Below are 24,432 nucleotides of genomic sequence, written 5' to 3'. Positions count from 1 at the left end.
GATCAGGCGCTGAGCGCGATCTTCCAGCCGAGGCTGACGACGAGACCGACCACGACGGTCAGGAAGACCCGGCGCACGAACGCCGATCCGCGACCGGCGGCCAGCGTCGCACCCAGCACGCTGCCCGCGATGTTGCTGGCGGCCATCACCAGACCGAGCCCCCACAGCACCTTGCCCGCGGGGATGAAGAAGACCAGCGCCCCCAGGTTGGTGGCCACGTTGACCACCTTCGCGGTGGCCGAGGCGGTGACGAAGGCGAACCCGACCAGGCTGACCAGCCAGAACACCAGGAACGATCCGGTCCCCGGCCCGGCGATGCCGTCCCAGAAGCCGATCACCGCACCGCCCAGCAGCATCAGCAGCAGCTGGAGCCGCCGCGCGAACCGGGGCGCGTGCACCGACCCCAGGTCCGGCTTGCGCCAGGTGTAGATGCCGACGACGACCAGGGCGATCAGCACGATCACGTTGAGCACCGAGGACGGCAGCGCGTCGGCCAGCGCCGCCCCGCCCAGCGAGCCGAGCAGCGCCACCAGCGCCATCGGCAGCGCCGCCCGCCAGTCCATCGGCGTGCGCTTGGCGTAGGTGCGGGCCGCCGCGGAGGTGCCGGCGATCGCGGCGATCTTGCTGGTGGCCAGCGAGTAGATGACCTCGCCGCCCGGCAGCAGCATGAGCATCGCGGGCAGCTGGATGAGCCCACCGCCGCCGACGATCGCGTCCACGGCCCCGGCCAGGAACGCCGCCGCGCAGAGGAACAGCAGCCCGGCGAGGGTGAGATCGGCGAATCCGGGCCAGTTCAACGCGGTGAGCACGAGGTGTCACCGTATGGCCTGCGCACACCGGATTCCGAGCGGTTGTGAGCGCTCTCGCGGCGCCTGGACCACCCGGCGAAGCCGCAGGTGAGCCTTGTTAGCATGGACGACCGTGTCGTACGGCATTCCGCCGTGGAGGAAGACCGGTCTTCGGGCCGGGCCGATCGAGTGCGGCACGCGATTCGACTGACGAGAGAAGAGGCGTACCAGTGGCCAACATCAAGTCCCAGATGAAGCGGATCAAGACCAACGAGGCGAACCGCCAGCGCAACAAGATGGTGAAGACCTCGCTGAAGTCCGCCATCCGCAAGTTCCGCGAGGCCGCTGACGCCGGCGAGAAGGACAAGGCCGTCGAGCTGCAGCAGGCCGCCAGCCGTCTGCTGGACAAGGCCGCCAGCAAGGGCGTCATCCACAAGAACCAGGCCGCCAACAAGAAGTCGGCCATGGCCGCTCGCGTGAACAAGATCTGAGTCTTCTCGGTCGTCGGAACGGCCCCTTCCCCACGACGGGGGAGGGGCCGTTCCGCTGCAGCGGGTCCTGGAGCTGTTGCAGCGCGCCGAGCGGATCGTGGACCCCGGCCACCGGCGCTCGGCACATCGGCAGGCGTGCTGAGCTCCGTTTCGGTGCTTCGGGGCGTTTCCCGGTAGAACTACCGGTATGGAGGTCTTGAACAGCCGGATGATCCTGCGGCCCGCCGATCACGAGCGGTCGGTGCGGTTCTACCGCGACGTGCTGGGGTTGGCGATCTGCCGCGAGTTCCCCGGCGGCACCGTCTTCTTCCTCGGGCAGGGGTACCTGGAGGTCTCCGGCCGGGGTGGTCAGGGTCCGAGCCCGGATCAGGTGCTGTGGTTGCAGGTGCGGGACCTGCGCGCCAGCTTCGACGAGCTGCGCGAGCAGGGCGTCACCGTCCTCGCCGAACCCGAGCACAAGCCGTGGGGCCTGCACGAGGGCTGGATCGCCGACCCCGACGGGATGAACATCGTCCTCGTCGAGGTCCCCGCGGACCACCCCATCCGGCGCGACACACGCGGCGACTAGGGACTCCGCCGCCTCGGGGCGGATCGGTCCGCCGGCCTGGCGACGCGGCGCGCGAGGGGCGACCGGGAGTTGGGCGTCGGGCACCGCGCGTGGCGTGGGACTATGGGGTGAACCCTGCGCGTCATCCGCCGGGGGAGCCCGGGCCGACGTCTGCCGACGAACGCCGACAGCCGTAGGAACGCCGCCGACATCCGAGGAACCCGAGTGAGCAGTTTCGCCGACACCACCTTCACGCCGCCGGAGCGGATCCGGAACTTCTGCATCATCGCGCACATCGACCACGGCAAGTCGACGCTGGCCGACCGGATGCTGCAGCTGACCGGTGTGCTGGGCGAACGCGCCTACCGGGCTCAGTACCTCGACCGGATGGACATCGAGCGCGAGCGCGGCATCACGATCAAGGCGCAGAACGTGCGCCTGCCGTGGGCCGTCGACGGCGAGGACCACGTCCTGCACATGATCGACACCCCCGGGCACGTCGACTTCACCTACGAGGTCAGCCGGTCGCTGGCCGCCTGCGAGGGCGCGATCCTGCTGGTCGACGCCGCGCAGGGCATCGAGGCGCAGACCCTGGCGAACCTCTACCTCGCCATGGAGCACGACCTGCAGATCATCCCGGTGCTCAACAAGATCGACCTGCCCGCCGCCGAGCCGGACAAGTACGCCTCCGAGCTCGCGCACATCATCGGCTGCGAGCCCGAGGACGTGCTGCGCGTGTCGGCCAAGACCGGTGAGGGCGTGGACGCGGTCCTCGACGAGGTCGTCAAGCAGGTCCCGGCTCCGGAGGGCGTCGACGACACCGCCCCGCGCGCGATGATCTTCGACTCGGTCTACGACACCTACCGCGGCGTGGTCACCTACATCCGCGTCGTCGACGGCAAGATCACCCCGCGCCAGAAGATCAAGATGATGTCCACCGGCGCCACCCACGAGCTGCTGGAAGTCGGCATCATCTCGCCCGAGCCCAAGCCGTCGAAGGGCCTGGGAGTCGGCGAGGTCGGCTACCTGATCACCGGCGTGAAGGACGTCCGCCAGTCCAAGGTCGGTGACACCGTCACCGCCGAGCGCAAGGGCGCGACCGATCCGCTGCCCGGCTACCGCGAGCCCAAGCCGATGGTCTACTCCGGGCTGTACCCGATCGACGGCTCCGACTACCCGATCCTGCGCGAAGCGCTGGAGAAGCTGCAGCTCAACGACGCCGCGCTGACCTACGAGCCGGAGACCTCGGGAGCGCTGGGCTTCGGTTTCCGCTGCGGCTTCCTCGGCCTGCTGCACCTGGAGATCACCCGGGACCGGCTGGAGCGCGAGTTCAACCTGAACCTGATCTCCACCGCCCCGAACGTGGTCTACGAGGTCGTGATGGAGGACGGCACCGAGCTCGTGGTGACCAACCCGTCCGACTGGCCCGAGGGCAAGATCTCCGACGTCTCCGAGCCGGTCGCCAAGTGCACCGTGATCGCCCCGTCGGAGTTCGTCGGCACGATCATGGAGCTGTGCCAGAGCCGCCGCGGCCAGCTCGACGGCATGGACTACCTCTCGGAGAGCCGCGTCGAGCTGCGCTACACGCTGCCGCTGGGCGAGATCGTCTTCGACTTCTTCGACCAGCTCAAGTCCCGCACCCGCGGCTACGCCTCGATGGACTACGAGGAGTCGGGGATGCAGTCGTCGAACCTGGTCAAGGTCGACATCCTGCTGCAGGGCGAGCCGGTCGATGCCTTCAGCGCGATCGTGCACCGCGACGGCGCCTACGCCTACGGCACGAAGATGGCCACCAAGCTGCGCGAACTCATCCCGCGCCAGCAGTTCGAGGTGCCGATCCAGGCGGCCATCGGGTCGCGCATCATCGCCCGCGAAACCATTCGCGCCATCCGCAAGGACGTGCTCGCCAAGTGCTACGGCGGTGACATCAGCCGGAAGCGCAAGCTGCTCGAGAAGCAGAAGGAGGGCAAGAAGCGGATGAAGACCATCGGCCGGGTCGAGGTCCCGCAGGAAGCCTTCGTCGCCGCCCTCTCCACCGACGAGGGCAAGGAGGACAAGGCCAAGGGCGGCAAGAAGTAACCCTCGGTGCTCGTTGACTCCAGCGCCCGCTAGCGCCGGGTGAGGCCGCCGTCGACCGCGTACTGGGCGGCCGTGACGTAGGCGGCGTCGTCGGAGAGCAGGAACAGCGCGACGGCGGCGGCTTCCTCTGGCGTGCCGATGCGGCGCAGCGGCACGCGGCCGAGGACGTCGTGCTCGAAGTTCTCCCGCGTCCGGTCGGGCATGAACGCGCGGAAGTCCGTGTCGATCGCTCCCGGGACGAGGGTGTTGACGCGGATGCCGCGGTCGGCGAGGGCGGACGCCCAGCCGCGCGCCATCGCGACGAGTGCGCCCTTCGTCGCGGCGTAGGCCGTGGCCATCGGGGAACCTTCGTAGGTCGCGGTCGACGAGGTGACCACGACCGACGCGCCCTCGTTGAGGTGCGCGGACAGCCGCGCCAGCTGCAGGGCCGGGCCGCGCGCGTTGACCCGCATCATGCGGTCGAAGAACTCGGCGTCGAGCTCGGAGGCGGCGCCGATGTCGGCGTAACCGGCGTTGAGCCACAGCCCGTCGAGCCCGCCCTCGGCCACGGCGTCGGCCGGCGCTCGCCCGGTGTCCGGATCGGCGGCGTCGTCGGCGATCACCTGCGCCTCCGGGAGGGCCTGGCGGAGGGCGGCGAGGCGTCGCGGGTTCGTGCCGGTCAGGACGAGCTCCCCGCCTTCGTCCGCGATCCGCCGAGCGCCGGCCCACCCGATCCCCGCAGTGGCACCGGTGATCAGCACCCGCTTGCCCGCGAACCTCGTCATCGTTCCTCCTGCTGTAGCCGGACGTTCGACGACGACGCTAGGAGCTGGAGCGCGCTCTAGCTCAAGCTCGCGATGCCCGAAGGCCCGCTGAAGTGCGCGGGGAGCTCGTAGTCTCGGCGGCATGCCGAACGAGCTGAGCATCGGCGAGGTCGCCGAACGCACCGGGCTGAGCGTGCACGCGCTGCGCTTCTACGAGCGCGAGAACCTGCTGCTCGCGCCGGTCCGGCGGACCGCAGGCGGCCGTCGCGCCTACACCGAGCAGGACGTGGACTGGCTGGCGATCTGCACGCGGCTGCGCGACTCCGGCATGCCGCTGGCGGACCTGCGGGCGTTCGCCGCCCTGGTGCGCGAGGGTCCCGGCAACGAGGAGCAGCGCCTCGCGCTGCTTCGCGGGCACCGGAACCGGGTGCAGGCCCAGCTCGCCGAGCTGCGGTCCTGCCTCGACCTGATCACGTGGAAGGTCGGGGTCTACGAGCAGCGCGTCGCCGAGGGGACCGCGACCGGGGTGTGGGACCCCACAGCGGGCGGGGATGCGGCGGCTCGGGGCTGAGGTCCTGGAGGGGGACAGTTTTAGCCATAACTGCCCACGAGCGATGTCCGAAATGTCGGGGCAGTTATGGCTAAAACTGTCCCCTGGTGACCCTCGTCGTCACGGTGCGCACCCGCGCGAACTCGGGTTCCGGCCGCATAGAGGGTCTTTATGGGGTGGATCGAGGATTGGTCTGGTTCTGCGGCGATCTGGGGGAATGCGGGGAAAACGTGACGTGGGTCTCGGTCTCAACCCGTGGATCGGGGTTGTGCGGTTCAGACCGGTGGATAGCATTCGCTCGCAAAGGTCTTGCGGTGTTTCGGTTTCCGCCGAGCACATCGATGTTTTCCCTGGTGCGCCACCAAAAGTGGCGGGCTCGACGCTGCCTGGAGGTTGCTCGTGGAGGAGTTCTCCCGCGAACGTTTGCCGATCCCCGATCCTCAGCCGCCTGCCGCCACCTCGCTCGACGCGCGCGATCAGAGTCCGGCCTTCCAGCCGCGGCAGCCGCTGCGCGCGCCGAAGGGGGCGCCGAACGTCGTGGTGGTGCTCATCGACGACATGGGGTTCGGGGCGCCGAGCGCGTTCGGCGGGCCCTGCCAGATGCCCACCGCCGAGCGGCTGGCCGACAACGGCCTGCGCTACAACCGCTTCCACGTCACCGCCATCTGCTCGCCGACCCGGCAGGCGCTGCTGACCGGCCGCAACCACCACTCCGTCGGCATGGGCGTGACCACCGAGATGGCCTCCGCCGCGCCCGGCTACTGCGGCATCCGCCCGCTCAGCGCTGCCACCATCGGCCAGATGCTGCAGGGCAACGGCTACAACACCGCGGCCTTCGGCAAGTGGCACCAGACCCCGGCGCGCGACGTCAGCGCGGCCGGCCCGTTCGACCGGTGGCCTACCGGCGAGGGCTTCGAGAAGTTCTATGGCTTCCTGTGCGCCGAGATGAACCACTGGTACCCGGTGCTGTTCGACGGCACGAAACCCGTTGAGCCCACCCGCAAACCCGAGGACGGCTACCACCTGTCCGAGGACCTGGTGGACAACGCCATTGACTGGGTGCGCGACCAGACCTCGCTCAAGCCCGACAACCCGTTCTTCGCCTACCTGCCCTTCGGCGCCACCCACGCGCCGTACCACGTGCCGCAGGCCTACCGCGAGAAGTACCGGGGCAAGTTCGACCACGGCTGGGACCGGCAGCGCGAGATCACCCTGGAGCGGCAGAAGGAGCTCGGCGTCGTCCCGCAGGACGCCGAACTGGCCCCGTGGTCCGAAGGCGTGCCGCACTGGGACGAGCTCTCCGCCGAGGAGCAGCGGGCCGCGGCCTCGCTGATGGAGCTCTACGCCGGGTTCGCCGAGCACACCGACGACCAGGTCGGACGCCTCGTCGACGCCCTCGACGAGCTGGGCGAGCTCGACAACACGATGTTCATCTACATCCTCGGTGACAACGGCGCCTCGGCCGAGGGCGGTCTGGGCGGCACGCTCAACGAGCACCGCTTCGCCAGCGGCATCCCCGACAGCGCCGAGTTCATCAACGCCCACGACGCCTCGCTCGGCGACGCCACCACGCACGCGCACTACCCGGTGGGCTGGGCGCTGGCGATGAACACGCCCTACCAGTGGACCAAGCAGGTCGCCTCGCACTTCGGCGGCATCCGCGACGGCATGATCGTGCACTGGCCCGCCGGCATCACCGAGCGCGGCGGGCTGCGCGACCAGTTCCACCACGTCATCGACATCGTGCCGACGATCCTGGAAGCCGCGGGACTGCCGCACCCGACCGAGGTCAACGGCGTCGCGCAGCAGCCCATCGAGGGCACCAGCATGGTCTACAGCTTCAACGACGCCGACGCGCCCGACCGGCACCGCGTGCAGTACTTCGAGATGGTCGGCAACCGCGGCATCTACCAGGACGGGTGGATGGCCGTGACCCGGCACGGCACGCCGTGGGTGATGGTCCAGGACGGCGTCCGGCGCTCCTTCGATGACGACAAGTGGGAGCTCTACAACACCAACGTCGACTGGACGCAGTCCCACGACCTCGCCGAGGAGCACCCGGAGAAGCTGCGCGAGCTGCAGCAGCTGTTCCTGGTCGAGGCCGCCAAGCACAACGTGCTGCCGCTGGACGACCGGATGACCGAGCGGGAGAACCCGCGCGAAGCCGGTCGCCTCGACCTGATGGGTGACCGCCGGTCGGTGACCTTCCACGCGGGGGCCAAGCGGCTCACCGAGGAGACCGCGCCCAACGTGAAGAACCGGTCGCACACCCTCACCGCGCTGGTCGAGGTTCCCGAGGGCGGTGCCGAAGGCGTGCTGGTCGCCCAGGGCGGTCACACCGGCGGGTGGTCGTTCTACTTCCACGACGGGAAGCCCTGCTACGCCTACAACTACTTCGGCACGGTCGTCCAGCACGTCCGGGCGCCAGAGGCGGTGACCGCGGGCGAGCACGAGGTCGGCCTGCGGTTCGACTACGACGGCGGCGGTGTCGGCAAGGGCGGCACGGCGACGTTGCGGATCGACGGCACCGAGGTCGCCTCGGGCCGGGTGGACGCGACGATCCCGTACTACTTCGCCTTCGACGAGACCTTCGACATCGGCGTGGACCGGGCCAGCCCGGTCACCGACGACTACCTGCCGGTCGACAACGCCTTCACCGGCGGGCTGCGGAGGCTGCGCGTGGACCTCGACGACGACCAGTGGTCCGATGTGGAGGCGGCGTCGGCGTTCCGCACCGCGCACGAGTAGGCCGTGCACGAGTAGGCGGGGTCCCGCCTGCCTGGTGTAATGCCGGGCAGGCGGGCCGCGCGGGGAGGTGAGGGATGGATCGGCGGGAGCTGGAGTACTTCCTGGCGATCGTCGAGCACGGCAGCTTCACCGCCGCCGCGCAGGCGATGCATGTGGCCCAGCCCTCCCTGTCGCACGCCATCCGCAACCTGGAGAAGGAGCTGGGCGGCAAGGTCTTCCACCGGCTGCCGCACGGCGTGTCGCTGACCCCGGCCGGGGACGCGCTGGTGGAGCCCGCCCGGCAGGTGATGCGCGACCTGAGTACCGCCACCGCCTCGGTCCGCGAGGTCCTGGGCCTGGCCAGCGGCCGGTTGGACGTGGTGGCGCAGACGACGCTGGCCGTCGACCCGCTCGCCGAGCTCATCGGCGACTTCCTGCGGGAGAACCCCCGGGTGGCGGTCAACGTCGCCGACCCGGAGCTGGGCACCGACGTGACCTCGGCGGTGCGGGCCGGTGAGTGCGAGCTCGGCGTGGTCGACTCCGAGCACCCGATCGGCGACCTGGAGTGCATGGTGCTGCGGGGGCGGGAGATCTTCGCGGTGCTGCCACCCGGGTCCGCACCCGGTCAGAAGCGGTTGAGCGTGCCGGAGCTGTCCACGCTGGACTGGATCGCGACGCCGCCGGGCACGGCGACGCGCGCGGTCATCGAGGACACGGTGGGAGCTCGGGGCGGTGAACCGACGTTCGCCGTGGAGACCGCGCACCAGGCGATGATCGTTCCCCTGGTGCTGGCCGGTGCGGGTGCCACGCTGCTGCCCCGGTCCATGGCCCGCGACGCCCGGGCTCGCGGTGCGGTCGTTCTCCCGCTGCGGCCCCGGGTCGTCCGCCGGGGAGTCCTGTTCTGGCGCCCGGGTCCGCTGTCCCCGGCGGCGGCGCAGTTCCTGGCGATGGCCGGGGCCATCGCCGAACTACCTCGGTGACCTGGGGAAACGAAGTTTTCATGAAAACTGTCCCCACCCGGGAACCGGGTCCTCCGGGGTGAGTCCTCCGGGGTGAGGGGGTTGGACAGTTTTCATGAAAACTGTCCCCGGTCTCCGAAGGGACGTTCCGGGGGAGGGTGAGGGGTTTTGCCTGGTGAGGGGGTTTTGGAGAGAGATCCCCACTTCGTGGGGAGGGAAGTTTTCATGAAAACTTCCCTCCCCACGAACGGGTCGGTCGTCAGTCCTGGTGGGCCTCGACGAAGGCGTAGACGTCGGCCTCGTCGACGCCCGGGAAGGTGTCGGCCGGGAGCGCGGCCAGGACGTGGGAGTGGGCCCGGGCCGACGGCCAGACCATGCCCTCCCAGCGGCTGGCGAGCTCGGCCGGCGGGCGCTGGCAGCACTCGCCGTTCGGGCAGCCCGACTTGGAGTGGTTGTTGGTGTCACGACCCCGGAACCAGCGCGACTCGGTGTAGGGCACGCCGAGGGTGATCGCGAAGTCCCGGCCGCGGCTCGGGTCGACGTGCCCGACGCACCAGTGCGTGGCGCCCGGCTTGTCGGTGTACTGGTAGTACGTCGAGTACCGGTCCGGTGAGGCGAAGACCTGCCGCCCGGCCCAGTACCGGCACATCCGCTGCCCCTCGATCGCGCCGGTCGGGTCGGTGGGGAAGACCAGCCCGTCGTTCTCGTAGGCCTTGTGGATGATGCCGGTCTCGTCGTTGCGGACGAAGTGGCAGACCAGGTCCAGGTACTGCGTGGCCAGGTTGGTGAACCGGTGCGCCGCCATCTCGTAGGACACCGAGAACACGTCGCGCAGGTCCTCCACCGCCAGGTCGCGCTCGGCCTTGGCGTCCTGCAGGAACGGCACCGCCGACTGCTCGGGCACCAGCACGGCCGCGGCGAAGTAGTTGGCCTCCACCCGCTGCCGCAGGAAGTCGGCGAAGTCGCGCGGCTGGCTGTGGCCCAGCGTCAGGTGGCCCAGCGTCTGCAGCAGGATCGTGCGCGGGCTGTGCATGCCCAGCGATTCCCTGCGCAGGAAGATCCGGCGGTTCTTCTGGTCGGTCACCGAGCGCACCGAGCGCGGCAGGTCGGTGACGAACTTCAGGCCGTAGCCCATGTGCGTGGCGATGGACTGGATGAGCCCCTCGGAGAGCGGCCCGCCGTGGTACCCGATGCGTTTGAGCAGGTCGCTGGCGGCCTTCTCGATCTCCGGGAAGTAGTTGTTGTGCTTGCGCATCATGCCGCGCAGCTCGGCGTTGGCCTTGCGGGCCTCCTCCGGCGTGGCGACCTTCTGGGTCTCGCGGCGCTTGAGCTCCTCGTAGAGGGCCAGCACGTGCTCCAGCGCCTCGGTGGGCAGCCGCTTGCCGACCTTCAGCGGCGGCAGCGACAGCCGCTGGTAGATCGGGTCGAGCTGGGCCTTCTCCACCGCGATCTCCAGCTCGGCGCGCCGGTTGGGGGCCTTCTTCGACAGCAGTTCGTCGACGGAGGTGCCCAGCGCGTCGGCCAGCGAGCGCAGCAGCGACAGCTTCGGCTCGCGGTGGCCGTTCTCCAGCAACGACAGCTGTGACGGCGCTCTCCCCACGCGGTCGCCGAGCTCCACGAGAGTCAGTCCGGCGGCTCGGCGCAAGTGCCTGAGGCGCTGACCAAACACCAGAAGGTCGTGTTCCGTAGAAAAACTACGGTCTTCTTCGCTCGCGAACTCCGTCATGGCGTTGATGCTAGCAGAAAAACTCGGAAATTTACCTCGAAAATCTGGCCCAGTTTCGCTTGCCGGGGCGCAGTATTGATTCCAGCAGGTCGCCAGCGATCCCGGAAGGGGAAAAAATCATGAGCATCCGCGAGCAGGCGAAGAAGGCCGCAGAGGAGCTGCAGCGCGAGTGGGACACCAACCCGCGCTGGAAGGGCATCGAGCGTACCTACGACGCCCAGACGGTCGTCCGTCTGCGCGGCTCGGTGCAGGAAGAGCACACCCTGGCCCGTCAGGGCTCGGAGCGGCTGTGGAAGCTGCTGCACGAGCTCGACTACGTCAACTCGCTGGGCGCGCTGACCGGTAACCAGGCGGTCCAGCAGGTCCGCGCCGGTCTCAAGGCCATCTACCTGTCCGGCTGGCAGGTCGCCGCCGACGCCAACCTGGCCGGCGAGACCTACCCGGACCAGTCGCTGTACCCGGCCAACTCGGTCCCGCAGGTCGTGCGCCGCATCAACAACGCCCTCAAGCGCGCCGACCAGATCAACTGGGCCGAGGCGCTGGACCCGGAGGGTGGCGCCGTCGAGGGTGAGGACACCCACTGGCTCGCCCCGATCGTCGCCGACGCCGAGGCCGGCTTCGGTGGCGTCCTCAACGCCTACGAGCTCATGCGCGGCATGATCGCCGCCGGCGCCGCGGGCGTGCACTGGGAGGACCAGCTGGCCTCCGAGAAGAAGTGCGGCCACCTGGGCGGCAAGGTCCTCATCCCCACCAGCCAGCACGTCAAGACGCTGAACTCCGCGCGTCTGGCCGCGGACGTCGCCGGCGTCCCGTCGCTGGTCATCGCCCGCACCGACGCCGAGGCCGCGACGCTGCTCACCAGCGACATCGACGAGCGCGACAAGCCGTTCATCACCGGTGAGCGCACCGCCGAGGGCTTTTACAAGGTCCGCAACGGCATCGAGCCCTGCATCGCCCGCGCCAAGGCCTACGCGCCGTACTCCGACCTCATCTGGATGGAGACCGGCACCCCGGACCTGGAGATGGCCCGCAAGTTCGCCGAGGCCGTCAAGTCCGAGTACCCGGACCAGATGCTGGCCTACAACTGCTCGCCGTCGTTCAACTGGAAGAAGAACCTGGACGACAGCACCATCGCCAAGTTCCAGCGCGAGCTCGGCCACATGGGCTTCAAGTTCCAGTTCATCACCCTGGCCGGCTTCCACGCCCTGAACTACAGCATGTTCGACCTGGCCAAGGGCTACGCCAGCGACGGCATGACCGCCTACGTCGAGCTGCAGGAGAAGGAGTTCGGCTCGGAGGACCGCGGCTACACCGCCACTCGCCACCAGCGCGAGGCCGGTACCGGTTACTTCGACACGATCAGCACTGCCATCAACCCGGACTCGTCGACCACCGCGCTGGCCGGTTCGACCGAGACCGCGCAGTTCCACTGATCGTGTGGTTGAAGGTGGCCGGCGCGCCTGCTGCGCCGGCCACCCCCTGAACGCACCAGCGGCCCTGTGGCGGGGTGTCGGAAAAATCGCAATGGTGCGAAAGCGGGAGGAGCCCAGGCGTCGGGTTCCTCCCGCTTTTTTCTTTATCTTGGTGGTTGCTGCTGGGGGTGCTGTCGGGGGTGGAATCTCTCGTGGTGCAGGGGGTTTCGTTTACTGACACTACTCTGTGGTCTCTTTGCTTGGCGGTGCCAGAAGCGGAACCTGAGCGGCTCTCTGGCTCCGGGATCCGAGGCTTATGTATGCCAATACACGACACGTCGGCTGTCCTCCCCAGAGAGCCGCTCAGAACCCGCGGCGGTGCCAGCGTCTGAGGTGGGGTACTGAGAAACCGGCTTCGCCGGTTGCCTGACGGGGGTTGGTCGGCCCTTGGCTTTGGGTGTTCGGGTTCCGTGAACGGTTCGGGGTTTTGTGGTTGTTCGGAGGTAGCGTTTGCGCATGATCTTTTCGGGGCGGGTGCCTGTGGTGGTGGCGCCTATGGCTGGTGGGCCCAGTACTCCTGAGCTGGTTGCTGCTGTGAGCGGGGCTGGGGGTGTGGGGTTTCTGGCCGGGGCTTTGCTGAGCCCGGACACGCTCACCGAGCAGATCGGGCGGGTTCGGGCGCTGACTTCTGAGCCTTTTGGGGTGAACCTGTTCGTGCCCAGTGAGCGTCGGGACGTTCCGCTTGACGAGTTCCGGGGACGGGTCGCCGAGGTTGCCGGGCGGTACGGGGTCGAGCCCGGTGTCGCTGACTGGGATGACGACTCCTACCCGGCGAAGGTGCGGGTGCTCGTGGAAGCGCGGGTGCCGGTGGTGTCGTTCACCTTCGGGTTGCCCGAGGCCGTCACCGTGGACGAGCTGCACTCCGCCGGGTCGACCGTCGTGATCACCGTGACCACCGCCGACGAGGCGCGGCAGGCCGCGCGAGTCGGGGCCGACGCCGTGTGCGTGCAGGGCATGGAAGCCGGTGGGCATCGCGGCGTGTTCCACGACGACCCCGCCCAGCCCGGCGGGGGACCCCTGATGGGACTGCTCGCGGCGATCCGGTCGGTGCGCGCCGCCGTCGACCTGCCGATCATCGCGGCCGGAGGACTCGTGCACGGGGCCGACGTGGCCGCCGTGCTCACCGCCGGAGCGGTCGCCGCCCAGCTCGGCACCGCGTTCCTCGTCTGCGACGAGGCCGGAACTCAGCCGGTGCAGTGGGCCGAGATGGCCGACGGGCAGCGGCAGACCGCGATCACCCGCGCCTTCAGCGGCCGCCCGGCGCGCGGACTGGTCAACCGCTTCATGACCGACAACCCCGACGCCCCGGCGGCATATCCGCAGGTCAACAACCTCACCAAGCCGATGCGCGGCGCCGCGGGCAAAGCCGGCGACGCCGAGTCGATCTCGATGTGGGCAGGCCAGAGCTACGCCCACGCCCGGCCGATGCCCGCCGCCGAGCTGGTCGCGGTGCTGCGCCGGGAAGCCCGGGAGGCGCTGCGCGGTGTGGCCGACCGGCTGTGACCTTCGCGGCCCGGAAATCCGTTGGGGCCGTTCGCCGAGGTCGGATACGTTGAGCCCATGAGCGCTGTGACGTCGGTGAACCTGGCAGTCGTGCGGACCGGGGAGTGGACCGGCCGCATCGGGAAGTCCGGCATCGACAAGCGCCCCGCCGACCACCCGGTGCGGTTCACCGAAACTGGTGTCGAGGGCGACGCCGTCTGCGACACCAAGCACCACGGCGCCTGGTACCAGGCCGCCTACGCCTTCGACACCGAAGAGCTCGCGCACTGGTCGGCCGAGCTCGGCACCGAGCTCGCGCCCGGCAACGCGGGCGAGAACCTCACGCTGACCGGCGCCGACAGCACCTCGGCGCTGGTGGGGGAGCGCTGGGCCATCGGCGACGCCGTGCTGCGGGTGACCGGACCGCGCCAGCCCTGCCGGGTCTTCGCCGGGTTCTGGGACGTTCCCGGGCTGGTCAAGCGGTTCACCGCGCACGGCCGCACCGGCGTCTACCTGGCCGTCGAGCAGCCCGGCGAGATCAGCGCGGGCGACGAGATCCGCGTGCTGTCCCGGCCCGACCACGGCGTCCAGGTCGCCGAGCTCTTCGCGCTCACCCTCCAGGGCCGCGCCGACCTCGCCGAGCACGTCGCCGGCTGCCTGCCGGACCTGCCGGAGAAGTGGCGCGCCACCGCCGCCGCCAGGATCGAGTCCGCGCGCCTCACCGCCTGACGCGCCCGGTCACCGGCAGTGATCGCGATGATCACTCGCACGCCCGGCCGGAATGCCCGTCCGGGTGTTGGCCGCGCCACGAGAACGCTGCCAGGTTGGTGCCATGGCGAGCGATTTGCAGCGGAAGAAGGTCTCCGTCGTGTTCACCGCGATGGACGTCAACGAGGACGGGTTCCTGGAGCGCGCCGACTTCGAGGCGCTGACCGACCGGTGGGAGCGGCTCCGCGGCGGTGACGGCGCGGACCTGCGCGAGATCATGATGCGCTGGTGGGAGGCGCTCAGCGCCACCGCCGACGCCGACCGCGACCGGCGGATCACCCAGGACGAGATGCTGGCCGCCGTCGCCGACCTGCAGGCGATGCTCGACCTGGTGGTGGCCACCGGCGAAGCGATGTTCGAGGCCGTCGACGAGGACGGCGACGGCCGGGTCGCCGAGCCCGAGTACGCCCGGATGATCGAGGCCTGGACCGGGCGCGGCGCCCCGAGCCGCGGCGAGTTCGGCCGCCTCGACCGCAACGGCGACGGCACCCTGTCGAAGTCCGAGTTCGTCACCCACTGGCTCGAGTTCTGGAGCGGCGACGACGAAGAAGCCCCGGGCAACCACCTCTTCGGCCTGATCTGACGCCCGGCTCCTCCGCGAGCCCGATCTCTCCCGGTTCGTGCGGCCGTTCCCTCCTCCGGTGCAGGTGGATGGGACGGCGTGAAGTGCGCAGAATCGATACTGTGACGCGGCACACCCTGTTGCGCGTGCGTTCCTTGTGGGAAAGATTGGGCTACAAACAGTTTGGCTTCCTAGTATTTGTAGGGGCCGGTTCGGCGGAGGTGCGGCGAGATGACGAGCGAGCTGGAGCACTTCATCGGGGGCAAGAGGGTGCCGGGAACCTCCGGCTCCTTCGGTGACGTGTTCGACCCCAACACGGGGCGGGTGCAGGCCAGGGTGCCGCTGGCCTCGGTCGACGAGGTCACGGCCGCGATCGACGACGCGGCCGAGGCGCAGCCGGCGTGGGCCGCGCAGAACCCGCAGAAGCGGGCTCGCGTGCTCATGAAGTTCCTGCAGCTGGTCAACGACGAGATGGAGGACCTGGCGCGACTGCTGTCCTCCGAGCACGGCAAGACCGTGCCCGACGCCAAGGGCGACATCCAGCGCGGCCTCGAGGTCGTCGAGTTCGCCATCGGCATCCCGCACCTGCTCAAGGGCGAGTTCAGCGACAGCGTCGGCACCGGCATCGACGTCTACTCGCTGCGCCAGCCGCTGGGCGTGGTCGCCGGCATCACCCCGTTCAACTTCCCGGCGATGATCCCGCTGTGGAAGGCCGCGCCCGCGATCGCCTGCGGCAACGCCTTCGTGCTCAAGCCCTCCGAGCGCGACCCCTCGGTGCCGCTGCGACTGGCCGAGCTGTTCATCGAAGCGGGCGGCCCGCCCGGCATCTTCAACGTCGTCAACGGCGACAAGACCGCCGTCGACGCGTTGCTGACCGAACCGCGCATCGAGGCCGTCGGCTTCGTCGGCTCCTCCGACATCGCCGAGTACATCTACTCCACGGCCGCCGCCCACGGGAAGCGCGCGCAGTGCTTCGGCGGCGCCAAGAACCACCTCATCGTCATGCCCGACGCCGACCTCGACCAGGCCGCCGATGCCCTCATCGGCGCCGGGTACGGCTCGGCGGGCGAGCGCTGCATGGCGATCTCGGTGGCCGTGCCGGTCGGCGAGGCCACCGCGAACGCGCTGGTGGACAAGCTCGTCGAGAAGATCGCCGGGCTCAAGGTCGGCACCAGCTTCGACGCCGACGCCGACTACGGGCCGCTGGTGACCCAGCAGGCCTGGCAGCGCGTCCACGACCTCATCGGCGCCGGTGTCGACGAGGGCGCGAAGCTCGTCGTCGACGGCCGCGACTTCGCGCTGGAGGGCCACGAGGACGGCTTCTTCATGGGCCCGACGCTGTTCGACGACGTCACCGCCGACATGCGGATCTACCGCGAGGAGATCTTCGGCCCGGTGCTGTCGGTGGTGCGCGCGGCCGACTACGAGGAAGCGCTGCGGCTGCCCAACGACAACGAGTACGGCAACGGCGTGGCGATCTTCACCCGCGACGGCGACGCCGCCCGCGAGTTCGTCAACCGGGTCAACACCGGCATGGTCGGCGTGAACGTGCCGATCCCGGTCCCGATCGCCTACCACACCTTCGGCGGCTGGAAGCGGTCCGGATTCGGCGACCTCAACCAGCACGGGCCCGACTCGATCCGCTTCTACACCAAGACCAAGACGGTCACCTCCCGCTGGCCCTCCGGACTCAAGGAAGGCGCCAGCTTCACCATCCCGACCATGCACTGATCGCGCGGGTGGGGGCCAGCCGATCCCGGTCCCCACCCCGCCGCGAGGAGGGAGCCGACGTGTCCGTCGCAGCAGTGGCCAGCTCGCCGTTCGAGCTCACCGTCGACCAGCGCGCCATCCGCGAGGCCGCGCTGGAGTTCGCCCACGACCAGCTCGCACCGCACGCCGTGGAGTGGGACCAGGACAAGCACTTCCCGGTCGAGACGCTGCGGGCAGCCGGAGAACTGGGCATCGGCGGCGTCTACGTCGACGAGGCCCACGGGGGCAGCGGCCTGACCAGGTTCGACTCGGTGCTCATCTTCGAAGCCCTGGCCAGCGGGGATCCCTCGATCGCCGCCTACATCTCGATCCACAACATGTGCGCCGGGATGATCGACCGGTTCGGCAGCGACGCCCAGCGGGCGCGCTGGCTGCCGGGGCTGTGCTCGATGGAACGCCTCGCCAGCTACTGCCTGACCGAACCCGGCGCCGGTTCCGACGCCGCCGCGCTGCAGACCCGCGCGGTCCGCGACGGCGACGACTACCTGCTCACCGGCGTCAAGCAGTTCATCTCCGGCGGCGGCAGCTCCGACGTCTACGTGGTGATGGCCCGCACCGGCGAACCCGGCCACAAGGGCATCTCCACCTTCGTCGTGGAGGCCGGGGCCGAGGGGCTGTCGTTCGGCGCCAACGAGAAGAAGATGGGCTGGAACGCCCAGCCGACCAGGCAGGTGATCTTCGACGGCGTCCGGGTGCCCGCCGACCAGCGGCTCGGCGAGGAGGGCATCGGGTTCCGCATCGCGATGGCCGGGCTCGACGGCGGACGGCTCAGCGTCGGCGCCTGCTCGCTCGGCGGCGCGCAGGCTGCTCTGGACAAGTCGCTGGGCTACGTCCGCGAGCGCAGCGCCTTCGGCGCCAAGCTCAGCGAGTTCGAGGCGTTGCAGTTCAAGCTCGCCGACATGGCCACCGAGCTGGAGGCCGCGCGGCTGCTGCTGTGGCGGGCCGCGTGGGCGCTGGACACCAAGGACCCGTCGGCCACGCGGTTGTGCGCGATGGCCAAGCGGCTGGCCACCGACGTCGGGTTCACCGTGGCCAACGAGGCGCTTCAGATCCACGGGGGATACGGATACCTTGCCGAGTACGGCCTGGAGAAGATCGTCCGCGACCTGCGGGTGCATCAGATCCTGGAAGGCACCAACGAAATCATGCGGCTGATCATCTCCCGCGGTCTGCTGGCGGCCTGACCGCCACCGCGGGGGCAGCACCTCGCACAACGATGGAGTTTCCGATGACGGAGTCCGAGATCCTGGTCGCCGAGAACGGCTCGCTCGGGCGGATCACGCTCAACCGCCCGAAGGCCCTCAACTCGCTGACCCTCGGCATGGTCCGCGAGATGACCGAGGCGGTCGAGCGGTGGCGCGACGCCGGGCACATCCGGGCGATCCTGATCGACGGCGCCGGCGAGCGCGGCCTGTGCGCCGGTGGCGACGTGCGCGCCCTGCACGACGCGGCCAAGGCCGGGGACGAGTCGCTGCCCTCGGCGTTCTGGACCGAGGAGTACCGGCTCAACTCGGCGCTGGCCAACTACCCCAAGCCGGTCGTGGGGATCATGGACGGCATCTGCATGGGCGGCGGGGTCGGCATCACCGCGCACGGCTCGCACCGGGTGGTCACCGAGCGCTCCAAGGTCGGGATGCCCGAGACCGGCATCGGCTTCATCCCCGACGTCGGCGGCACCTACCTGATGTCGCGCGCCCCCGGTGAGCTGGGCACGCACCTGGCGCTGACCGGTAGCGCGGTCGGCGGCGCGGACGCGCTGTACTGCGACCTGGCCGACCACTACGTCGACAGCGCCCGGCTTCCGGAACTCGTCGAGGCGCTGAGCAGCGGCGACGTCGACGAGGTGCTGGCCCGCTTCGCCGCCGAGGTGCCCGAGCCGCCGCTGGCCGAGCACCGCGCGTGGATCGACCAGGCCTACGCCGGTGACGACGTCGAGGCGATCCTGGCCCGGTTGACCGAGCGGCCGGAGCAGGCCGCCCAGGACGCCGCGAAGACCATCGGGACCAAGTCCCCGACGGCGCTGAAGGTGACCCTGCGGGCGCTGCGCAGCGACTACACCTCGCTGGAGCAGGCGCTCACCCAGGAGTACCGGCTGGCGATGGCGTGCGTGCGCATCGGCGACTTCGTCGAGGGCGTGCGCGCCACCCTGGTGGACAAGGACCGCAACCCGCAGTGGTCGCCCACCAGCCTGTCCGAAGTGGACGAATCGCGGGTGCAGAAGTTCTTCGAACCGGCAGCCGACGAGCCGACGATCTTCGGCTGAGCAGCGGGTGCCGGGGCCTTGGCGGTAGCTCGAGCAGAAGGGTAGTGACAATGGCTGTCATCGGATTCATCGGACTCGGTCACATGGGCGGTCCGATGTCGGCGAACCTCGTCAAGGCCGGGCACACCGTGCGCGGCTTCGACCTCGTGCCGGCCGCGCTGGCCTCCGCCGCGGACAGCGGCGTGACCACGGTGTCGTCCATCGCCGAGGCGGTGGACGGCGCGGACGCGGTCATCACCATGCTGCCCAGCGGCAAGCACCTGCTGGACGCCTACGACGAGGTGCTGCCGAACGCGGCCTCCGGCGCGCTGCTGATCGACTCCTCCACGGTGGACGTCGCCGACGCGCGCACCGCGCACGACCGGGCGCAGCAGGCCGGGTTCGGCAGCATCGACGCCCCCGTCTCCGGCGGCACGGCCGGGGCCGAGGCGGGGACGCTGACGTTCATGGTCGGCGGTTCCGAAGCCGACTTCCAGCTGGCCGAGAGCGTGCTGGAGCCGATGGCGCGCAAGGTCATCCACTGCGGCGGTCCCGGCAACGGGCAGGTCACCAAGATGTGCAACAACCTCATCCTGGGCGCCTCGATGATCGCCGTCGGCGAGGCGTTCGTGCTGGGCGAGCGGCTGGGCCTGTCGCACGAGGCGCTCTACGACGTCGCCTCGGTCTCCACCGGCCAGTGCTGGGCGCTGACCACCAACTGCCCGGTGCCCGATCTGGTGGAGACCAGCCGCGCCAACCACGACTACGAACCCGGCTTCGCCGCGGCCCTGATGCTCAAGGACCTCAACCTGGCCGTCTCGGCGGCCGAGCAGTCCGGCACCGACACGGCCCTCGGCCGCCTGGCCACCGACCTCTACCGCCGGTTCAACGAGGAGGGCGGGGGCGGTCAGGACTTCGGCGCCATCATCAAGTCCATCCGCGAACACTCCGGGAGCTGACACCGCACAGGGCTCGGCCGGGTGACGTCGTCGCCCGGCCGAGCCCTGTGCGGCGGGTGCCGCGGTCACCCGCCGGGGGTGCGCGCAGCGGTGTGGCCTCGCGCGTACGCTGCGCGTTGTGTTGGAGTCGCTGGTCGAGTGGTACGACGGTGTCGAGCTGTGGTTGGTGCAGCTCGTCTACCCGCTGCAGGTCGCCCTGGTCCTTGCAGTCCTGGTGCCGTTGTGCTGGGGGGTGGCGCGAGTCGTCGACCGCGCGGTGGACGGCATCAGTGCCCGTTTCACCCGTGCGCGTGACGCCGAACCGCCGATCGAACGCGGCGACGGGGAGATGACCGGGCGGAGGGGAAGAGCTGCGTGAGCTCGCGGAAGCGCATTACGTCGGCGTTGGTCGGGCTGGTCGCCCTGGTCGTGCTGGGGTGGTTCGGCAAGGACGTCGTCGCCGACTCGCCGACCAGCACCGAGGTGCCGGGTGCCAGCCAGTCGGGGCTGCAGGTCCAGCAGCTGTCGAAGCTCCCGCCGGAGGCGGGCAAGACCTACCAGCTCATCGTCAAGGGCGGACCGTTCCCGTACCCGGGCAAGGACGGCTCGACGTTCGGCAACCGCGAGGGTGAGCTGCCCAAGCAGAAGTCCGGGTACTACAAGGAGTACACCGTGCCGACCCCCGGATCGAAGGACCGCGGGGCGCGCAGGCTGGTCACCGGCAGCCAAGAAGAGGTGTACTACACCGGTGATCATTACGAGTCGTTCGTGGTTGTGGATACGACGGGTTGAGTGTCATGTTCGGGACGAAACGGGCCAGCAGGTTGCGGAAGGAGCAGCCGGTGAGTGACCAGCCGACCGCCGACGTCACGACGCGCGAGGCCGTCGCCGCCGCGGAGGAGCGGGGCGCGACCGCCCACGTCCTCGACGGCGTCGACCTGACCAGCAAGCGCACCACGCTCGACGGGATCGCCGCCGTCCTGGACTTCCCGGAGTGGGCGGGTCGCAACCTGGACTCGCTGTTCGACTGCCTGACCGACCTGTCCTGGCTGCCCGAGGGCGAGCACGTGCTGATCTGGTCGGGCTTCCAGGACCTGGCCGATCACGACCCGAAGGCCTTCAACGGCATCAACTCGGTGCTGCGCGACGCGGCCGAGCGCCCCATGTGCGGACGCCGCTTCACCGCGGTCCTGACCCGATCTTGATCAGCCGCTGATAATGGTGAATACCGATGGCCGGTGGAGATTCCACCGGCCATCGGTCGTTCTCGGGGTCACTTCAGGGCGTCGGGGACCCAGCTGGGCTTGCGCTTCTCGGCGAAGGCGGTGATGCCCTCCTGGCCCTCCTCGCCCGCGAAGTGCTTCGCCGAGAGCTCTAGCATCTCCGCGAAGTCCTCGGACATCGACGCCGGGCGCTGGGCGGTGAGCATGGCCTTGGTGGCGGCCAGCGCGTTCGGGCCGCCGAGGGCGAGCATGTCGGTGTAGCGCTTGACCTCCTCGTCCAGCCGCTCGGCCGGGACTGCGGAGTTGAGCAGGCCGATCTGCGCGGCGCGCGCGCCGTCGAAGGTCTCGCCGGTGAGGAACAGCTCGTGCGCCTGGCGCGCGTCGAGGCGGGGCAGGACGGTCACCGAGATCACCGCCGGGACCACGCCGATGCGGACCTCGGTGAAGGCGAACGTGGCGGTCTCGGCGGCCACCGCGATGTCGCAGGCGGCGACCAGGCCCACCCCGCCGGCGCGGGCCGGGCCCGCCAGCTTGGCCACGACCGGCGTCGGGCTGGTCCAGATCTGCTCCAGCAGCGCGGGGAACTCGTTGACGCCCTGCTGGTCGGAGTCCGCCGAGCGGGACTCCTTGAGGTCCATGCCCGCGCAGAACACCTTGCCGGTGTGGGCCAGGACGATCACGCGCACCGCGTCGTCGTCCATCGCGGCGTCCAGGTGCGCCTTGAGCTCGCGGCGGAGCTGGGCTGACAGGGCGTTGCGGTTGTGCGGCGAGTCCAGGGTGATCGTTCCGACCCCGTCGGCCACCTCGAAGTGCACGAGCTCATCCATGCCGGAGACGTTAACCAGCCCAACACCTTCGGCGCCACACCCGTTCTGCGACCTGGGGTGCGGTTTGCGGGGAGGGGCAGTGGGACAGTTTTAGCCATAATCACCCATGATCAATGTCCTTTTTGTCCGGACAATTATGGCTAAAACTGTCCCACTGCCGAGCACCTTCGGAGCCCCGGGGAGACCTCGGGGGTGTGGGGTCAGGTGGGTGGGTAGCGGGTGGTCCAGGTGGGTGGGCGGGGGCCGAATTCCTGGACCGCGTCTTGGGCGAGTTGGGCTATGACGTCGTGGAGTTCGAGTTCGGCGGTCCAGCGCTGGGGGATCGCCGCCGCGCCCGCGGTGGCGGCGGTGAGGGTGCCCGCGATGGCGGTGGTGGCGGCGCTGTTGCCGGAGTGGTTGGCCGCGATCGGGAGGGCGCGGTCGAAGTCGCCGTCGGCGACCAGGGTCGCGTGCAGGCCGATCGCGAGGGCCTCGGCGGCCGTGCCCGCCGTGCCGAGCTCGCGCTCCAGCTCCTCCGGGGTGAGCCGGCCGCCGGTCGCGAGGTCGCGGGCGGCGGTGAGGCGGCGGGTGACCTCCTCGTGCCCGGTGTGCGGGGCCAGCTCGGCGAGAACGCCGGTGACCGCGTCGGCGAGCGCCTCGCCGACCAGCAGCCGCGACACCAGGAACCCCAGCGTGCCCGCGCTCAGCAGCGCCGTCGGATGCCCGTGGGTGAGGGCGGCGCTGCGCATGCCCAGCGCGAACACCTCCGACGGGTCGTCCGACCACAGCGCCGCCGGGACCGCGCGCAGGATCGCGCTGCTGCCCGACGAGTCGCTGACCGGCTGCTCCGGCGTGCCCATCGGCTGCTGCCCCTTGGCGAAGGCGATCAGCGTGCGCATCATGGTCCGCCCCGGGTTGCGGGTCTGGAACAGCGCCCGCTGCTGCACCAGCCAGCCGTCGGGTTCCGGTGCGGCGCGCAGGAACTCGCCCGCGGCGCGCGGCCAGCTCAGGTGCTGGGTGTGCAGCCAGCGCTGGTACGCGTGCTGCAAGTGCCGGATCGGGTCGTCGGTGAGGCCGTCGCGGCGCGCGACGTTGGCGCGCAGCACGCCCTCGATCGAGAACAGCAGCAGCTGGGTGTCGCTGCCGACCCGGCCCGACGGGTGCCCGGCGGGGACGTAGTCGGTGAGCCCGTCGGCGCCGTGCCGCGCGCGGATCTCGTCCCACGGGGCGGAGGCGATCGGCATCCCCATCGCCTCGCCGATCGCGCAGCCGAGCACCGCGCCCAGGAACCGGTCCCGCGAGGCTGCCAGCCTCGGCACCCCGCTCAGCCCCGTCCGGTAGTCCGATGTGGACGGAGCGGTGGCGGCGCCTGCGGAGTCGTCGGCGGGGTAGCGGCCCTCCCAGTCGGCGGATTCGTCGGGCTCCGGCCCGAACTCGGTGATCGCGTCCCGCCCGATCCGTTCGATCGCCTCGACGATCGGCAGCCGCTCGCGCAGCTCGGCCGGGATCGCGGTGGGGCCGTGCAGCGCGCCGAGCAGCTGCCCGCACAGCATTGCCGCGCTCGCCGGGTCCCCGTCGTGCTCGGCGGCCGCGGCCACCGCCGCGCCGAAGTCGTCCTCGCAGGCCAGCGACACCCGCGCGGCCACCGCCAGCACGCCCAGCCCGCTGCGGGAGCGACCCAGGTGCGCCGCGCCCGGCCGGACGCCCGCAGGGCTGAGCAGGCCCAGCCGCAGCGCCTCGCCGAGCGCCGTGCGACCCGACTGCCATCCCGAGATGCCTTGCCGCAGCGAGGTTTCCAGGTCGTGTCCGCGCAGCAGCCACAGCGTCGCGGCGCCGAGCACGCTCGCCGGGTTGTGCCCGTGCGGATGCCCGTGGGTGAGCGCGGCCAGATCGCCGCCGAGCGCGAACACCGCGCCCGGATCGCCCGACCACAGCGCGGCCAGCGCCCCCAGGGGCACGGCCGTGGCCGAATCGGCGTGGTTGATCGGGTGCTGCCTGCTGCCCTGCGGGTGCCCGGCGACGACCTTCGCCACCGAGGTCAGCAGCGTCGGCTCGTCGCTGGCCCGATCGCGCAGGCCGGGCTCGGTCACCAGCGAACCGCTGGGCCGGGGCGCGTCGCCGCCGCAGTCCCGCCACGGCACTCCGCGCGTGTGCAGCCAGCGGCGCAGCGCCGACTGGACGGCCGCGGTCGGCTCGCCGGAACCGGTGGAGCGCAGCTGGGTGTGCGCGCGGATCAGCCCTTCCAGCGCGAACAGCAGCGCGCCGGTGCGCTGACCCACGCGGCCGAGCGCGGCGAACTCGCCGACCGCACCGCCCAGCAGCAGGCCGAGCACGCGGGCCGAGGCACCGGGCAGACCGCCGTCGCGGCCGGCGAGACCGGTGTCCGCTGACCCCGCCTCCGGCGAGAGGCGGTGCTGGAGCTCGGCTGCCCACAGCGGGCGGGACGCGGGGTGGCCGTCCCAACGGCGCCAGACCGCCAGCAACCGGCGCTCCACCGGGTCGCGCCGGCAGGCGGCCAGCAGCGCGCGTTCGTCCGAGTCCAGCCCGCGTAAGTCCACT

General features: G+C 70.4%; 22 protein-coding genes. 17 read left to right on the top strand and 5 right to left on the bottom strand.

All coding sequences use genetic code 11. The features are described from left to right. Nucleotides 1-2: 2 nt before the first annotated feature. Nucleotides 3-809 carry a TSUP family transporter gene (locus BM424_RS21620; protein WP_093421074.1) on the bottom strand — a complete coding sequence of 269 codons (807 nt, stop codon included), beginning with the start codon at nt 807-809 and terminating at the stop codon, nt 3-5. A gap of 209 nt (nt 810-1,018) precedes the next feature. Between BM424_RS21620 and rpsT the strand changes: the two genes are divergently transcribed. From rpsT to lepA, 3 genes are all read left to right on the top strand, one after another. Continuing rightward, on the top strand, nt 1,019-1,279 hold the full coding sequence (gene rpsT / locus BM424_RS21615; protein ID WP_093421072.1) for a 30S ribosomal protein S20: 261 nt from the start codon (nt 1,019-1,021) through the stop codon (nt 1,277-1,279). Between the two features lie 187 nt (nt 1,280-1,466). Next, nucleotides 1,467-1,847: a VOC family protein gene (locus tag BM424_RS21610; protein ID WP_093421069.1), complete on the top strand. Its 381-nt coding sequence runs from the start codon at nt 1,467-1,469 to the stop codon at nt 1,845-1,847. 204 nt (nt 1,848-2,051) lie between these two features. Further along, nucleotides 2,052-3,905, top strand: coding sequence for a translation elongation factor 4 (lepA, locus tag BM424_RS21605; RefSeq protein WP_093421067.1), 1,854 nt, complete (start codon nt 2,052-2,054; stop codon nt 3,903-3,905). Between the two features lie 29 nt (nt 3,906-3,934). Here the strand turns inward: lepA and BM424_RS21600 are convergent, their stop codons facing one another. Next, entirely contained in the window at nt 3,935-4,669 is a 735-nt protein-coding gene (locus BM424_RS21600; RefSeq protein WP_093421065.1) for an SDR family NAD(P)-dependent oxidoreductase, read from the bottom strand. Nucleotides 4,670-4,790: 121 nt separating this feature from the next. Here BM424_RS21600 and BM424_RS21595 point away from each other — a divergent pair, with 121 nt between their 5' ends. From BM424_RS21595 to BM424_RS21585, 3 genes are all read left to right on the top strand, one after another. After that, nucleotides 4,791-5,219, top strand: a complete 429-nt coding sequence (locus tag BM424_RS21595; RefSeq protein ID WP_093421062.1) for a MerR family transcriptional regulator — start codon at nt 4,791-4,793, stop codon at nt 5,217-5,219. A 378-nt stretch (nt 5,220-5,597) separates the two neighbouring features. After that, nucleotides 5,598-7,946: an arylsulfatase gene (locus BM424_RS21590; RefSeq protein WP_245776028.1), complete on the top strand. Its 2,349-nt coding sequence runs from the start codon at nt 5,598-5,600 to the stop codon at nt 7,944-7,946. Between the two features lie 74 nt (nt 7,947-8,020). Beyond that, the gene (locus BM424_RS21585; protein ID WP_093421058.1) at nt 8,021-8,905 is read left to right on the top strand and encodes a LysR family transcriptional regulator; all 885 of its coding nucleotides are present in this window, start codon (nt 8,021-8,023) and stop codon (nt 8,903-8,905) included. A gap of 238 nt (nt 8,906-9,143) precedes the next feature. Here BM424_RS21585 and BM424_RS21580 read toward each other — a convergent pair whose 3' ends face one another. Continuing rightward, entirely contained in the window at nt 9,144-10,610 is a 1,467-nt protein-coding gene (locus BM424_RS21580) for a helix-turn-helix transcriptional regulator (protein ID WP_093421056.1), read from the bottom strand. A 119-nt stretch (nt 10,611-10,729) separates the two neighbouring features. Between BM424_RS21580 and aceA the strand changes: the two genes are divergently transcribed. The 11 genes from aceA (at nt 10,730) to BM424_RS21525 (ending at nt 21,049) form a co-directional block, all read left to right on the top strand. Next, nucleotides 10,730-12,043 carry an isocitrate lyase gene (aceA, locus tag BM424_RS21575; protein ID WP_093421053.1) on the top strand — a complete coding sequence of 438 codons (1,314 nt, stop codon included), beginning with the start codon at nt 10,730-10,732 and terminating at the stop codon, nt 12,041-12,043. 495 nt (nt 12,044-12,538) lie between these two features. Next, on the top strand, nt 12,539-13,585 hold the full coding sequence (locus BM424_RS21570) for an NAD(P)H-dependent flavin oxidoreductase (RefSeq protein ID WP_093421051.1): 1,047 nt from the start codon (nt 12,539-12,541) through the stop codon (nt 13,583-13,585). A gap of 57 nt (nt 13,586-13,642) precedes the next feature. After that, the gene (locus BM424_RS21565; protein ID WP_093421362.1) at nt 13,643-14,293 is read left to right on the top strand and encodes an MOSC domain-containing protein; all 651 of its coding nucleotides are present in this window, start codon (nt 13,643-13,645) and stop codon (nt 14,291-14,293) included. Between the two features lie 103 nt (nt 14,294-14,396). Next, the gene (locus BM424_RS21560) at nt 14,397-14,915 is read left to right on the top strand and encodes an EF-hand domain-containing protein (RefSeq protein ID WP_093421048.1); all 519 of its coding nucleotides are present in this window, start codon (nt 14,397-14,399) and stop codon (nt 14,913-14,915) included. A gap of 210 nt (nt 14,916-15,125) precedes the next feature. Continuing rightward, complete coding sequence (locus tag BM424_RS21555) at nt 15,126-16,625, top strand: CoA-acylating methylmalonate-semialdehyde dehydrogenase (RefSeq protein ID WP_093421046.1); 1,500 nt, start codon at nt 15,126-15,128, stop codon at nt 16,623-16,625. Nucleotides 16,626-16,684: 59 nt separating this feature from the next. Further along, nucleotides 16,685-17,848: an acyl-CoA dehydrogenase family protein gene (locus BM424_RS21550; RefSeq protein WP_093421043.1), complete on the top strand. Its 1,164-nt coding sequence runs from the start codon at nt 16,685-16,687 to the stop codon at nt 17,846-17,848. A gap of 44 nt (nt 17,849-17,892) precedes the next feature. Further along, nucleotides 17,893-18,927 carry an enoyl-CoA hydratase/isomerase family protein gene (locus BM424_RS21545; protein ID WP_093421041.1) on the top strand — a complete coding sequence of 345 codons (1,035 nt, stop codon included), beginning with the start codon at nt 17,893-17,895 and terminating at the stop codon, nt 18,925-18,927. A gap of 50 nt (nt 18,928-18,977) precedes the next feature. Further along, on the top strand, nt 18,978-19,865 hold the full coding sequence (mmsB, locus tag BM424_RS21540) for a 3-hydroxyisobutyrate dehydrogenase (RefSeq protein WP_093421038.1): 888 nt from the start codon (nt 18,978-18,980) through the stop codon (nt 19,863-19,865). A gap of 118 nt (nt 19,866-19,983) precedes the next feature. Then, on the top strand, nt 19,984-20,223 hold the full coding sequence (locus BM424_RS21535) for a hypothetical protein (RefSeq protein WP_093421035.1): 240 nt from the start codon (nt 19,984-19,986) through the stop codon (nt 20,221-20,223). Next, entirely contained in the window at nt 20,220-20,636 is a 417-nt protein-coding gene (locus tag BM424_RS21530; protein ID WP_093421033.1) for a guanyl-specific ribonuclease, read from the top strand. Before BM424_RS21535 ends, BM424_RS21530 begins: the two co-directional genes overlap by 4 nt. 50 nt (nt 20,637-20,686) lie before the next feature. Continuing rightward, nucleotides 20,687-21,049: a barstar family protein gene (locus tag BM424_RS21525; RefSeq protein ID WP_425442043.1), complete on the top strand. Its 363-nt coding sequence runs from the start codon at nt 20,687-20,689 to the stop codon at nt 21,047-21,049. Between the two features lie 68 nt (nt 21,050-21,117). Here the strand turns inward: BM424_RS21525 and BM424_RS21520 are convergent, their stop codons facing one another. Together BM424_RS21520 and BM424_RS21515 are read right to left on the bottom strand one after the other, a co-directional pair. After that, nucleotides 21,118-21,894, bottom strand: coding sequence for an enoyl-CoA hydratase family protein (locus BM424_RS21520; RefSeq protein ID WP_093421028.1), 777 nt, complete (start codon nt 21,892-21,894; stop codon nt 21,118-21,120). A 200-nt stretch (nt 21,895-22,094) separates the two neighbouring features. Further along, on the bottom strand, nt 22,095-24,431 hold the full coding sequence (locus BM424_RS21515; protein WP_093421025.1) for an ADP-ribosylglycohydrolase family protein: 2,337 nt from the start codon (nt 24,429-24,431) through the stop codon (nt 22,095-22,097). Nucleotide 24,432: the final 1 nt, after the last annotated feature.

This window comes from Saccharopolyspora flava (assembly GCF_900116135.1).
Taxonomy (GTDB): Bacteria; Actinomycetota; Actinomycetes; order Mycobacteriales; family Pseudonocardiaceae; genus Saccharopolyspora; species Saccharopolyspora flava.
The sequence above is the reverse complement of the archived record's forward strand: the minus strand, read 5'-3'. Positions and strand labels throughout refer to the sequence as shown.